Genomic DNA, 12,943 nt, shown 5'->3' with positions numbered 1-12,943 from the left:
GACGCGCAGCACCCGACAGGAGGAGGCGAAGGCATGACGATCGCGCACCTGGCGGTACCCGGCTCGGACGGACGGGACGGTCGCGGAGACCGCGGCGAGTCGCGCGGGAACGAGCGGACCCCTCCGCACGACCTCCTCGCCGAGCAGTCGGCGCTGGGCGGCATGCTGCTCTCGAAGGACGCGGTCGCCGACGTCGTCGAGAGCGTCAAGGGCACCGACTTCTACATCCCCAAGCACGAGATCGTCTTCGACGCGATCCTCGCCCTCTACTCGCACGGCGAGCCCACCGACGTCATCGCGGTCACCGACGAGCTCACGAAGCAGGGCGAGCTGCAGCGGGCCGGCGGCGCCGACTACCTGCACACGCTCACCTCGATGGTCCCCACCGCGGCCAACGCGGGCTACTACGCCTCCATCGTCGCCGAGCGCGCTCTGCTGCGCCGCCTCGTCGAGGCGGGCACCCGCATCGCGCAGATGGGCTACCAGGGCGAGGGCGAGGTGCTCGACCTCGTCAACACGGCGCAGGCCGAGATCTACAACGTCACCGGCTCCGAGACGGCGGAGGACTACGTCCCGCTGACCGACGCGGTGACCGTCGCGATCGACGAGATCGAGGCGGCCGCTCACAAGGACGGCAGCTTCACCGGCGTCCCCACCGGCTTCGCCGACCTCGACGACCTGACCAACGGCTTCCACGCCGGGCAGATGATCATCGTCGCCGCGCGCCCCGCGCTCGGAAAGTCGACGCTGGCGCTCGACTTCGCCCGCGCCGCCGCGATCAAGCACAACATGGCCACGATCTTCTTCTCCCTCGAGATGGGGCGCAGCGAGATCGCGATGCGCCTCCTCTCGGCCGAGGCGTCCGTGCCGCTGCAGCACATGCGCAAGGGCACGGTCGACCAGCGCGACTGGACGACCATCGCCTCCACCCGCGGCCGGATCAACGACGCGCCGCTCTACATCGACGACTCGCCCAACATGACCCTCGTCGAGATCCGGGCGAAGTGCCGCCGGCTCAAGCAGCGGGTCGGGCTCAAGATGGTCGTCATCGACTACCTGCAGCTGATGACCTCCGGCAAGAAGGTCGAGAGCCGCCAGCAGGAGGTCTCGGAGTTCTCGCGTGCCCTCAAGCTCCTCGCGAAGGAGCTGCAGGTGCCGGTCATCGCGCTCTCGCAGCTGAACCGAGGCCCCGAGCAGCGCGCCGACAAGCTCCCCGCCATCTCGGACCTCCGCGAGTCCGGCTCGATCGAGCAGGACGCCGACATGGTGATCCTCCTGCACCGCGAGAGCGCCTACGAGAAGGACAACCCGCGCGCGGGCGAGGCCGACCTCATCGTCGCCAAGCACCGCAACGGCCCGACCCGCACGGTGACCGTGGGCTTCCACGGCCACTTCTCGCGCTTCGCCGACATCCCGGCGGTCTGACGTGTGCTACCGACAGGGGCGAATCCCGGTCATGATCTTCCCGATTTGACCTACTCAGTGCGAGGTGCATGTAAGGGCACCGAGGCAAGACCGAACTGCGGCTGGAACCGTACTGTTCAGCGTGCCGTGCAATAGCATCGATGACGGCAGACTGCTTCCGATCGCGTCCGAATACAATCGGCGTCGGATCGATCTCGGCCACTCCCCACACTTGCCGGTGAGCCAATTGCCGAAGCGCTCTCCTTGCATCGAAATTGTCGGCGCTCCTCAGCGGGGATGCCATCATCGGACACGCCGCCTCACCGGAACAGCAGGTGAACGCCAGCCGCGCCGTGCTCTGAACGGATCCGAACCGGTTGTCGAGAATCCGAGATGTCGCGTCACTCGATCAATAGGTCAAGGGCGCTCCTGGCAACATCGATGAACTTCGATCGATAGAGCTCCAGTGGGTCACCGGGTTGTTCGGATACGCCCAGGGCAACCACGGAATAGACGGCGAGCTGCACTTCGCAGACTCGTCGAATCAAACCAAACATGTACGGTGCTTTGTTTCTAGGCGCGAAAATTGGCGCGACGACCGACGGCGCGAACGACGACATACAACCGTGCATGTATGTTTGGTTCATGGTATTCGGAGTGCTCGTCCTCGTGTTCGCTGCTGCTGCCGTCGTCGCAGCCGTCGAATGCGCCGCCCGAGGGCGACTCGGCCCGAACAACCTGGTCGGGATCAGAGCAGCCTCGGTCATGGCTTCCGATGAAGCCTGGCAGCGGGGCCATCAGGCAGCCCGACCCTGCGTGTGGATCGGCGCATTCTTGGCAGTCACGGGGGGCTCGCTCAGCCTCGTGGTCGACCCCACGCACTCGAACGCGTTCGTGCTCGCAGGCCTGTCGGCGTTTCTGATCTTCGTGCTGCTCGGAAGCGCGATCGCCGTGCGCGCGGCACGCCAGGTCCCCCCGCCGGGCGTCGACGACGACCGGCGAGCAGCGCCCCTCCCCTAGCGTCCAGCACGATGCACTCCGGGAGAGCACCATCCCTGTCGATCCGGTGACACCTTGGCTGATCTACGGCACGGGCTCGGTTGCAGCGGAACTCGCGATGCAGGCAAGGCGCCGGGGCATGCCGTTCCTCCTCGCCGGGCGCGACGGCGCGAGTCTCGACATGCTGGCTGACCGGTACGGCGTCGCGAGGATGCAGCTCGACCTCCGGCAGCGTGCGAGCTCCCTGACGCAACACCTCGACGGCGTCAGCGGGGTGATCAACGCAGCCGGACCATAGTCCTCCACCGCGCAGCCGCTCATGGAGGCCAGCGCGGAAGGTTGCGTCTCCCACGCTGACCTGTCGAATGAGGGCCGCACACACGAGTACGCGTGGAAACGGGATGCCCACTGGCGAGAATGCGGCATCGCCGTGGTACCCGGCGCGGGGTTCGGCACGTATCTGGCCGAAGTGCTCGCCGAGCATGCGCTCCGAACGATAGACCAGCCGCAGAAAGTCAGCCTGACGAGCCTCGCGAGTGGCAGGACTTCGAAGTCACCAGGCGTCACAGCTTCGTCGCAGGCAGTTCTCGCTTCAGGAAGCTGGCGCTTCCGGTCCGGGACGCTGGTCAGGCTGAGAGGTGGAAGAGCAGGTGAGACCTCTGAGACGAGCTCTCACCTGACACTGCACACCGGCGACCTGTTCGCTCTGCGGAGGACGACGGCGGCGACCGACATCCAGGTGTTCGCCGAGCTCGGGTTGCCTCGCGGCCAGCTCCTCCTGCTACTCCCGCTCCTGCGAGTGCTGTCTTCGCTGCACGGAGTTCGCCCTCTCAGGCTTCCATCACATCGGCGAACGCGGCCTCGGATGCTCACGTCGACCGCGAGCACCATCATCAAGCCGCGTCTCCGAGTCACCGTGGAAGGCAGCGCCGGCGATCGTGCATCGTTCGTTCTGACTGCTGGGTCTGGAACAGCCTTTGCGGCTGCGATCTACCTGGAAGTACCGGCAGCCCTCGCAGCCGAGGCACGGTCCGGGTGCATGACGCCGCTCGAGATCCTGGGATCGAATCCGGCGAGACACCTTCCAGGCGTGCACATATCACCAGACCGATCAGAAGATCCGAAGGGACGAGATGCACCACTTTGATGGGCGGCCTTTAAAGGAGATACTCGGCAAGGAGTCCGGCCGATACTTCGGTTCGGGTCATCGACACATCAGGCATACCGTCAGCCAGGTGGCCGAACACGTCGACGGTGACAGGATCCGACTTTCGGCGGTTAAGTAGGCGATCTATCCGCCCCGCTGGTCGCTGGACGCGGCAGGAGATCCCCGCGAGGTGCATCTCAGTTCTATCGATGCGATCAGCCTGGCGCTGAAGACCATCAGCCTGTGTGAGAACACGAATCGCGGCGCTTGGTGGGAAGGGCCGTTCGATGTCACAGGGTTCTCAGTCGTCGCCGGACGTGTGGCGACGACTGATGTGGGCTCTGTCCCCATCGGCATCACGACCGATCACGGCGGACCGCTCGTCAGCACCAAGTCATTGCGGGCTTGTATCGGCGGACTGAACGTCGACTTGGAGTGCGCCCCGAGCCGAGCCCGACCGGGCGCAGCCGAGGCGGCACCCGGCCTCACCCATGCGGCAGCAGGCGACTCGATCCAGATGTCGTCCCACGTCGATCGCGTGGACCTCGTCGATGGACACCTCGAGACGTCCCATTCCGTCACATCATCCCAGGCAGGGTACTCAGCCGCCCCGCCCCGCCTTGACGCCGTCGATGAACTCGTCATGTTCGGTCAGTTGGCGCAAGTCCTCATCTACGCCGTCAATGACACCAGCCGCTCCGCTGTACCGAACCTCTGGCTCAGGCGCGCCTCCGTCTCTCGGACGCCCGCTCCGTCCGGCGGCCAGGCTCGATTCTCCGCTCGCACGTCCGTGCGCAGGAACGCCGAGGTCGTCATCGGCGGCCGAACCCTCCGCGACGTGAGGTTGGTCTCGACATCCGAGCACGGTGCGAGCGCCAGCGCGGCGTTCGGCTACTCAGCGTGAACCCTCCCGAACGGGGACCAGACGGCAGAGACGCTGAACCATGGGCCGATAGAGTGGCTTTGGGATCAGTCGGAGGTGCGCGTGGCACAACAGGAACGCGGGATCGCCACACGAGAGGCGATTGTTCTCGGTGGGGCGAAGGTGTTTGCGCGCCTGCACTACTCGACCGCTCGCGTCGCCGATATCCTAGAAGCAGCATCCGTCACGCAGGGTGGTTTCTACTTTCATTTCCGCAGGGGCAAGATCGAGGTGGCGGAGGAGATCATCCGCCGCCAGGACCAGGGCTTCATCCTCCTCCGGGATTCGATTCTGGAGTCGGGCGACGACGGCCTCGCTTCACTGCTCACGCTGTCCCGGTCCCTCGCGAGAGCAGTGCAGCACGATCCAACGGCGCAAGCAGGCCTGCGTCTCGTCGCACAAGCCTCATCTGAATTCCCCGGCGTTGCGAAGTTGCCGGATCGAGTCTGGCTCGACGCGATAGCGTTGTTTCTCGAACAGGCACGAGCTGAAGGCAATCTTCGCGCCGAGGTCGATATCCCGACTGCCGCTCGAGCCGTCGTCTATATGTTCACCGGCGCGCAGACGAGCTCGTTCGTCTCGAACGGTTGGCGACACCTGGAGGCGAGCCTCGAGGCGACACATTGGTTCTCCATGCAAGCGCTCGCCACGCCGGAGTACCTGGCGACCACGAAGAACGCCCTCTAGTGCTTCGCCCGCAGGCATGCATGCGAAACAGCCGCACCGACATCGCCCTGACGCCTCGCTTGTTGCGGCTTTTCCGGCAGCCAGCCCGTTCGAGCAGGCCGCGCAGGGCGGCAGCTCCGACGCCGACCGCGACGCCGAGGAAGGCTTCGTGGAGACTGAACCCGAAGTCTGTGCCAACCCGACCTCGTATGGCCGCCGGGCACTTCCTGCGCGGCGAGGGGCCACCGAATGACCCCATCGAGGCCTCAGATCCGCGGAATCACGCGGGCAGGTTCGGAGCGACACGTTGTGCTGGAAACTGCGGCGACACTTACGTGGGAAACCCGCTGATCCAGGGGGCCTGCGGCGACATTTCGCGGGCGCGTTCACAGACGTGAAGGGCGCCGCTGCCGTCCCCGAGCCCGTCGACGTCCCGCTGGGCGGCGGGTCGATCCGCCTGGGCCAGTTCCTCAAGTTCGCGGGGATCCTCTCGGGCGGCGAGGCCAAGGAGGCGGTCGCCGAGGGGATGGTGACCGTCAACGGCGAAGTCGATCTGCGCCGCGGGCGCCAGCTCGTCGTCGGCGACGTCGTCGGGTTCGACCGGAACCGCTTCCGCGTCTGCGAGTGAGCGCGGCCGCGCCTCGGCGGGTGCGATCGGCCGAGACGCCGCGGAACGGATGAGACGCCGCTCAGAGGCGGGCGCGTCGGCGTGTTGAGCGGTGGCTCGGCGCACACTGGCTCCTGGACACCCCGGGACGACAGGAGACGCGCGTGCAGCTCGGCATTCACTTCATGAACTTCACTCTGCCCGGGGGGAGTGCGCAGATCGCGCCGATCCTCGGAGCGACCGCGCGGACGGCCGAGGACGTCGGCTGCGCCTGGTTCACGCTGATGGACCACTACTTCCAGATGGAGCACTTCGCGACGAGCGAGGATCCGATGCTCGAGGGATACACCTCGCTCGGCTTCGTCGCCGGCCGGACGGAGCGGATGCGGCTGGGGCTCCTCGTCACCGGCGTGACGTACCGCCATCCAGGACTGCTCGCGAAGATCGTCACCACCCTCGACGTGCTCTCCGGCGGGCGCGCGATGCTCGGCATCGGCGCCGCCTGGTACGAGCGCGAGCACCTCGGGCTCGGCGTGCCGTACCCGCCGCTGAAGGAGCGGTTCGAGCGGCTGGAGGAGACGCTGCGGATCTGCCGTCAGATGTGGAGCGACGACGACGGGCCGTTCGAGGGGATGCACTACCGGCTCGCCGAGACGCTGAACCACCCGGCGCCGATCCAGCAGCCCGGCCCGCCCATCCTCATCGGCGGCGGCGGCGAGAGGAAGACGCTGCGGCTGGTCGCGCAGTACGGCGACGCCTGCAACCTGTTCGGCACCGGCGCGGACGACGTGGCGCACAAGCTCGACGTGCTGAAGCGGCACTGCGACGACCTCGGGCGCGACTACGCGACGATCACGAAGACCATCACCGGGGGCGGCGATCCGATCGGCGACCCCGACGGCTTCGTCCGCGCGATGGAGGAGTACGCGGCGCTGGGGATCGACCACGTGCAGCTGGCCCCGGCCGGGCCGGATCCGGAGGGGTACGTCGCCCGGCTGGGCGAGGGCGTGATCGAGCGGGTGGCGGCTCTCGGCTGAGGGCTCCGGGACGCACGGCACTCCGACCGGTTCGGGTGCCGCGGGCGGCACCGCTGATCCGCTCCGCCGGCCGGGTCCGCCGTCACCGGCGCGAGGACTCCAGTGGCGGGCATGTCCCGGGTCGGGGGACGCCGTCGGCGGATCCTGCCCCCCGTCAGGGTCGCGGCGTAGACACGGGCGAGGAGCGCGACCTACGGTCCGAGCCTCCCACCTCGGGTTATTGAGCTCACGCTGACGTGGGCAGATCGCTGGCCTCGTTCCGCACGTGTCCTCTCGCACCTCGCTCCGCCGTCATCGGCAGAACCGCAGAAGAGGGGCGATCGGGACGGGTGTCGTCCTCGCCGTCGTGGGCGCCGCGCTCTTCGCCGGCGTCTCGGCGCAGGCGGCCACGGCTCCGGACCTCGGCACGGCGGAGGACTACTCGGTCCTGGCCGCGTCGACCGTGACGAACACGGGGTCGAGCGTCCTGGACCAGAGCGTCGGGGTCAGCCCGCTGACCGCCGTCACCGGGTTCCCGCCCGGACGGACGGACGGAGTGACCCACCGCGGAGACGCGGAGGCGGCTCAGGCCCAGGCCGACGTGGGCACCGCCTACGGACAGCTCGCCTCGCGGGCGACGACCGCGCAGATCGGCGCCGAGATCGGCGGCAGCACGCTGAAGCCCGGGGTCTACACCGCGGCCGGACCGGTCGGAGTGACGGGGACGCTCACGCTCGACGCCGAGGGCGTCAACGAGGCGGTCTTCGTGATCCGCGCCGCGTCGACGCTGACGACGGCCTCGTCGAGCACGGTGGCCCTGATCAACGGAGCGCAGGCCTGCAACGTCTACTGGCAGATCGGCAGCTCCGCGACGCTCGGCACCGACTCGGACTTCGTGGGCTCCGTGCTCGCCTCGGCCTCGATCACGGTGACGACGGGCGTCTCCGTCGAGGGCCGCGCACTGGCCCGCACGGGAGCGGTCACGCTCGATTCCAACGACTTCACCGAGCCGGGCTGCGAGCCCTCCGACGGCGGACCGTCGCCGACGGCTACGCCGACCATCACGCCGACCGTGACGCCGACGATCACGCCGACCGTGACGCCCACGGTCACGCCGACCGTGACGCCCACGGTCACGCCGACCGTGACGCCCACGGTCACGCCGACCGTGACCCCGACCATCACGCCGACGGTGACCCCTACCGTCACGCCGACCGTGACGCCGACGGTCACGCCGACCGCGACTCCCACCGTCACCCCGACGGTGACTCCGACCGTCACTCCGACGGTGACGCCGACGGTGACTCCCACCGTCACTCCGACGGTGACTCCCACCGTCACTCCGACGGTGACTCCCACCGTCACTCCGACGGTGACTCCGACGGTCACGCCCACCGTCACTCCGACGGTGACTCCGACGATCGCGCCCACCGCGGCTCCGACGGTCACGCCGACGACCACGCCGACGGTGACCCCGACCGTGGCTCCGACGGCGACTCCCACCACCACTCCGACGGTGACCCCCACCACCACGCCGACCGCGACGCCCACGGCCTCGCCGACTCCGACCGCGACCACAGCGCCGCGACCGGCGCCCTCCCACGCCGCGGTCGTTCCCGTGTCCGGGTCGAACGGTCCCCGCGGTCCGGCTCTCGCCTCGACCGGAGTGGACGCCGCAGCTACGGCGACCGCCGGAGTGCTGGGCCTGCTCGCCCTCGTCGGCGGCGGTCTGATGCTCCTCACCCTCCGACGCCGCGGTGAGCGCACCGGCAGCTGATCACCGCCAGGCCGTGCGCCGGACTCCCGAGGGGTCCGGCGCACGTCTGCGCCCACGATCGCGCTCCGCCCGTCTCTCGGGTGTCCTCGCCGATGCGCGCAGGCCCGCTCGTGCGTCGAGACGCCGCTCCGAGTGTCGGGACACCGCTGAGCAGGCGGTGTCTCGGATGCGGGGCGGTGTCTGGGAGGGAGGCGGGTGCGCGTCCGGGTGAGCACGCACTGCTCCTGACACGGGAGTACCCCGGTGCCGTCGGGCCCGCTCGTGCGTCGAGACGCCGCTCCGATCGCCGGGACATCGCGGTAGGGGCAGTGTCTCGGGGCGGAAGGCGGCATGCGAGGAGTGCGCGACCGCTCTGCTCGGAACGCGCGCGTCCGCTCGATGCCGGGGTCCGCTCCGCCCGGCCGTCAGACCCCGGCCAGCTCGGCTCGGAGGGGCGGGTCCGCGCCGATGCGGGAGGCGGTGACTCCCGCCGCCCGGGCCGCCCACCGGCCCGCCGCGAGGAGGGAGTCCTCGTCGAGAGCGGTGGTCCCGCTGTCGAGGAGGGCGTCGATCAGCCCGGCCATCGCCGTGTCGCCGGCGCCGATGGTGTCCGCGACGGCGATGCGGGAGGCGGGGACGACGACCCGGGCCCGGCGGGACGCGAGGACCATGCCCTCGCCGCCCCGCGTGACGACCGCCAGCGAAGGGCCGGCGGCCAGGAGGCGGTCGAGGACGGCGTCGACGGAGTCGCCGGGGTGGAGCCACTCGGCGTCCTCGTCGCTCAGCTTCACCAGATCGCAGCGCCGGAGGAGCCGCTCGAGGACGCGGTGGACCTCAGCGCGCGCAGGGAGCACCTCGGGCCGGATGTTGGGGTCGAGGCTGACGGAGGTCCTGGGCGGCAGACGGTCGAGCAGGTCCGCGACCGCGTCTGCGCCGGGATGCAGGAAGGCGGCGATCGACCCGGTGTGGAGGTGCACGGCTCCGTCGGGATCGATGCGGTCCGGGTCCCAGCTGAGGTCGAACTCGTACCGGGCCGACCCGTCGGCGCCGATGACCGCCGCCGCGGTCGACGTGGTGCCGCGCGCGGGCGCCGACACCGCGACTCCGGACTCCTCCAGGTGCGCCCGGGCCCGGCGTCCGCGCTCGTCGTCGCCCAGGGCGGTGGCGAAGCGGACGGAGCGGCCGAGCCGGGAGAGGGCGACGGCGACGGTCGCGGGCGAGCCGCCGACGTGCTCCGACCGGCTCCCGTCCCGCTCGACGACGTCGACGACGGTCTCGCCGACGACGAGGACGCGAGAGCCGGAGTCCGAGCCGGGGCCGCTGCCGGAGCCCGCGCCGGGCCCGCTCACTCCGCCGCCGCGCGGACCTGCAGCGTCGTGAACGGCGCCGACGGGAAGACGAGCTGGGTGAGGGTGCTGAGACCCCCGCCGAGGAACACCTCGACCACCGAGGCGTCGACGACGATGCGGACCGGTATCCGCCCCGACTCGTCCGGCCCGGGCAGCGGAGCCCAGTCGACCGAGGGGAAGGACGCCGCGAAGTCCACCGCGCCGCTGCGCGTGCGGTCGCAGGTCAGCACTCCCTCGTCGCCGTCGACCGTGAGCACCACTTCGTCGTCGGTCGTGCCGGTGAGCAGGCGCAGCTCGGTGCGGTCGCCGGGGAGGCGGGACACGTCGACGTCGAAGACGCGGACGTCGCGGGACGCCGGCCCGGTCGGGAGGACCGCCCGCTGCGCGAGGCGGAGACGGCCGTCGGCCCCGCGGACGAGGTCGAGCTCGCGCACGAGCGACATCGACGAGCGCCACGGGCCGGTGGGCGTCTCGTTCGCGTAGTCCCAGTTGCTGGCCCACGCGATCGTGAGGCGGCGGCCCTCGGGGGCGTCGTTGAAGGAGACGGCCGCGTAGTAGTCCCGGCCGTAGTCGAGCCAGTCGTAGTCGGCGGGGTCCTCGGACGAGCTGATCCGGTCGGCGGTGAACTCGGCTCCGTCGAAGTCGCCGAGGAAGTACTGGCTGCCGGAGCCGCCGGCGATGCCGCCCGGGTTGAGGCTCACGATCATCATCCAGCGGACCTCGTCGGTGCCGCGCACGCGCAGCGGGAAGAGGTCCGGGCACTCCCAGACGCCGCCCGTGGCATGGGCGGGGCCGAAGTGGGAGCGCCGGGTCCACGCGATCAGGTCGGGCGAGGTGTAGACCGCGACGCGGCGGTCGACCGCCTCGACGGCGACCATCACCCAGTGGCCGTCGTCCCCGCCGAACCAGAAGACCTTCGGATCGCGGAACTCCGCGGAGCCGATGTCGAGGACGGGGTTGCCCGCGTACCGGGTCCAGGTGGCGCCGTCGTCGACGCTGTAGGCCAGTGCCTGGGCCTGCGAGGCCCCGGTGCCGTCCGGGAGGGCGTCGCGGGCGGCCGTGTAGACCGCGACGAGGGCCGTCTCGCCGGGGCCGGCGAAGCCCGCCGTGTTCCGGACGTCGGCGACCGCGCTGCCGGAGAAGGCCATCTCGCCGTCGAGGACGGGGATCGCGACGGGCTGCTCGCTCCACGACACCAGATCGGTCGAGGTCGCGTGGCCCCAGGACATGTTGCCCCAGGTGCTGCCGGTCGGGTTGTTCTGGAAGAACAGATGGTAGGTGCCGTTGTGGAAGAGGAGCCCGTTCGGGTCGTTCAGCCAGGTGGATCGGGCGGTGAAGTGGGCGGACGGACGCCAGGCGTCGGTCGTCGTGGTGATGGTCACAAGGGCTCCTGAGGAGAGGGGTTCGGTGCGGCCGGACGAGGGGCGCGGGCGGCTGCCGCCCGCGCCCCCGGGGACTACTCGCCGCCGTTCTGGAAGCGGTCGTAGGCCTGCTGGTACGTCGCGGTCACGTCGGAGGCGCCCATCGACTCCAGCTGCGAGACGTAGGAGTCCCACTCGCTGTCGACGGTCCCGTTGACGATCCAGGCGGCGAACTTCTCCTTCACCAGGGTGTTGATGTCGGTCAGCGCGTACGAGACGCGGTCGAGCTCGTCGTTCGAGAGCATCACCGGCGGGTAGGCGTCGTTCGCCTTGTAGGGGAGGTAGTACTCGTTCACCAGGTCCTGGCGCTCCTTCGCGCGCGGCTCGGGGGCCACGACGGTCTCGAAGTCCTTCTCGGTGGTGATCTTCGGGCCGCCCGGGGCGACCTTCTGGCGGCGCTCGCCCTCGGCCTCGCCGGCGGCGGCGGGGATCTGCACGAGGAGGCCGGTGGCCTCGTCCTTCTGGAGGGTCACGCCGAGGGGTCCCCAGCTGCTCTGGGCGCTCATCTCGGGGTCGAAGAGGCGGTCGGCCCAGCGCATCGTGGCGGCGGGGTGCTCGTTGGAGCGGGTGATCGCCATCGCGCCGCGGTTGATCTCCTGGTTGCTGGTGACGCTGGCGCGCTTCTCGCCGTCGACGCCCTCGAGCACGCCGAGGATCGCGTAGTCGCCGAGGCGGTCCTCGCCGACCATCTCCTACGCCTCCCACCAGAAGAAGGAGCCGAGGACCGGGGTGTCGGCCTTGCCCTTGGAGAGGAAGGCGACGTCGTCCTGCGAGAACGACTCGGGGTCGATGAGCCCGTCGGCGTACCAGTCGGAGAGCGCCTCGACGCCCTGCTTGTAGCCGTCGGTGTCGGCCGTGAACTGCACCTTCCCGTCGACCACGATGCGGTGGTCGTTGTTCTCCGGCTGCCCGCCGAGCGCCGCGATCAGGTCGTGCGGGTTGCCGCAGAACGAGTCGGTGCGGAAGGACAGCGGGATCTCGTCGGCCTTGCCGTTGCCGTTGGGGTCGCCGGTTCTGAAGGCCTCGAGCGCGGCCCGGTACTCCTCGATCGTCGTCGGCATCGGGAGGCCGAGCGCGTCGAGCCAGGCGGTGTTGATGAAGAGGAAGTTCGGGTACTGGAGGATCCCGAGCTCCTCGACCGAGGGCAGCGTGTAGATGTGGCCGTCCGAGGCGGTGAGCGCGGCGCGGATGTCGGGCCGGTCCTCGAGGATCGCGGAGAGGGTCGGCGCGTGCTCCTCGATCAGGTCCTCGAGCGGGAGGAGCGTGCCGTTCTCGCCGTACTGCACGATCTCGGCGTCGGTGAGGCCCGAGTTGAACAGCACGTTCGGCACGTCGTCGCTGGCGAGGAGGAGGTTCTTCTTCTCGGCGTAGACCTGCTCGGGGAGGTTCTTCCAGTCGATCGAGATGTTGGTGTCCTCCTCCCACTGCTGCACGAGCTGCATCGAGGAGTAGTCGGGGGACAGGGCGGACTTGGTGCCGCCGAAGGTCAGCGACAGCGTGTCGTCGACGATCGGCAGGCCGGTCTCGTTGAAGCCGACCTCGCTCGAGCGGTCCTGGACGGGGTCGTTCCCGCCGCCGGTCGTGCAGCCGGCCAGGAGCAGTCCGCCGGAGAGGGCGAGTGCGGTGGTGGTGAAGAAACTGCGGTGTCTCATCGTT

The 12,943-nt window shown here is 69.6% G+C and carries 12 protein-coding genes; 8 read left to right on the top strand and 4 right to left on the bottom strand.

Translation table 11 applies throughout. The features are described from left to right. Positions 1–33 precede the first annotated feature (33 nt). The 8 genes from dnaB to C5C54_RS18270 all read left to right on the top strand — a co-directional run bounded on the left by dnaB (position 34) and on the right by C5C54_RS18270 (position 8,538). Positions 34–1,425 carry a replicative DNA helicase gene (gene dnaB / locus C5C54_RS07165; RefSeq protein WP_104225797.1) on the top strand — a complete coding sequence of 464 codons (1,392 nt, stop codon included), beginning with the start codon at positions 34–36 and terminating at the stop codon, positions 1,423–1,425. A gap of 624 nt (positions 1,426–2,049) precedes the next feature. Next, positions 2,050–2,424, top strand: a complete 375-nt coding sequence (locus tag C5C54_RS07160) for an SdpI family protein (RefSeq protein ID WP_181127859.1) — start codon at positions 2,050–2,052, stop codon at positions 2,422–2,424. 46 nt (positions 2,425–2,470) lie between these two features. Beyond that, complete coding sequence (locus tag C5C54_RS07155) at positions 2,471–2,701, top strand: hypothetical protein (protein WP_146078803.1); 231 nt, start codon at positions 2,471–2,473, stop codon at positions 2,699–2,701. A 1,039-nt stretch (positions 2,702–3,740) separates the two neighbouring features. Further along, positions 3,741–4,454: an AvrD family protein gene (locus C5C54_RS07150; RefSeq protein WP_104288051.1), complete on the top strand. Its 714-nt coding sequence runs from the start codon at positions 3,741–3,743 to the stop codon at positions 4,452–4,454. A gap of 81 nt (positions 4,455–4,535) precedes the next feature. Beyond that, on the top strand, positions 4,536–5,159 hold the full coding sequence (locus C5C54_RS07145; RefSeq protein WP_104288050.1) for a TetR family transcriptional regulator: 624 nt from the start codon (positions 4,536–4,538) through the stop codon (positions 5,157–5,159). 373 nt (positions 5,160–5,532) lie between these two features. Continuing rightward, positions 5,533–5,766: an RNA-binding S4 domain-containing protein gene (locus C5C54_RS07140; protein ID WP_104281893.1), complete on the top strand. Its 234-nt coding sequence runs from the start codon at positions 5,533–5,535 to the stop codon at positions 5,764–5,766. 143 nt (positions 5,767–5,909) lie between these two features. Further along, a complete protein-coding gene (locus C5C54_RS07135) occupies positions 5,910–6,782 on the top strand; it encodes an LLM class F420-dependent oxidoreductase (protein ID WP_258063252.1) in 873 nt (290 codons plus the stop codon). 265 nt (positions 6,783–7,047) lie between these two features. Next, positions 7,048–8,538: an ice-binding family protein gene (locus C5C54_RS18270; protein ID WP_258063251.1), complete on the top strand. Its 1,491-nt coding sequence runs from the start codon at positions 7,048–7,050 to the stop codon at positions 8,536–8,538. Between the two features lie 404 nt (positions 8,539–8,942). On the opposite strand, the gene C5C54_RS07125 is transcribed toward C5C54_RS18270, so the two are convergent. The 4 genes from C5C54_RS07125 to C5C54_RS18260 form a co-directional block, all read right to left on the bottom strand. Next, complete coding sequence (locus C5C54_RS07125) at positions 8,943–9,866, bottom strand: PfkB family carbohydrate kinase (RefSeq protein WP_104288048.1); 924 nt, start codon at positions 9,864–9,866, stop codon at positions 8,943–8,945. After that, positions 9,863–11,248, bottom strand: coding sequence for a glycoside hydrolase family 32 protein (locus tag C5C54_RS07120; RefSeq protein WP_104288047.1), 1,386 nt, complete (start codon positions 11,246–11,248; stop codon positions 9,863–9,865). The genes C5C54_RS07125 and C5C54_RS07120 overlap by 4 nt, the downstream gene beginning before the upstream one ends. A 74-nt stretch (positions 11,249–11,322) precedes the next feature. Then, positions 11,323–11,976 (bottom strand): hypothetical protein, encoded by a 654-nt coding sequence (locus tag C5C54_RS18265; RefSeq protein WP_258063250.1) that lies wholly within the window; start codon positions 11,974–11,976, stop codon positions 11,323–11,325. Between the two features lie 3 nt (positions 11,977–11,979). Further along, a complete protein-coding gene (locus C5C54_RS18260; protein WP_258063249.1) occupies positions 11,980–12,939 on the bottom strand; it encodes an extracellular solute-binding protein in 960 nt (319 codons plus the stop codon). Positions 12,940–12,943: the final 4 nt, after the last annotated feature.

It is taken from the genome of Rathayibacter sp. AY1F2, assembly GCF_002930885.1.
Taxonomy (GTDB): Bacteria; Actinomycetota; Actinomycetes; order Actinomycetales; family Microbacteriaceae; genus Rathayibacter.
This window is presented reverse-complemented; position numbering and strand designations above follow the sequence as displayed.

What these genes read in the sequence shown, in the direction of transcription:
- C5C54_RS18265 (WP_258063250.1), bottom strand. Translation starts at nt 11,976, where the DNA reads ATGGTCGGCGAGGACCGCCTCGGCGACTACGCGATCCTCGGCGTGCTC.
- C5C54_RS07160 (WP_181127859.1), top strand. Translation starts at nt 2,050, where the DNA reads ATGGTATTCGGAGTGCTCGTCCTCGTGTTCGCTGCTGCTGCCGTCGTC.
- dnaB (WP_104225797.1), top strand. Translation starts at nt 34, where the DNA reads ATGACGATCGCGCACCTGGCGGTACCCGGCTCGGACGGACGGGACGGT.
- C5C54_RS18260 (WP_258063249.1), bottom strand. Translation starts at nt 12,939, where the DNA reads ATGAGACACCGCAGTTTCTTCACCACCACCGCACTCGCCCTCTCCGGC.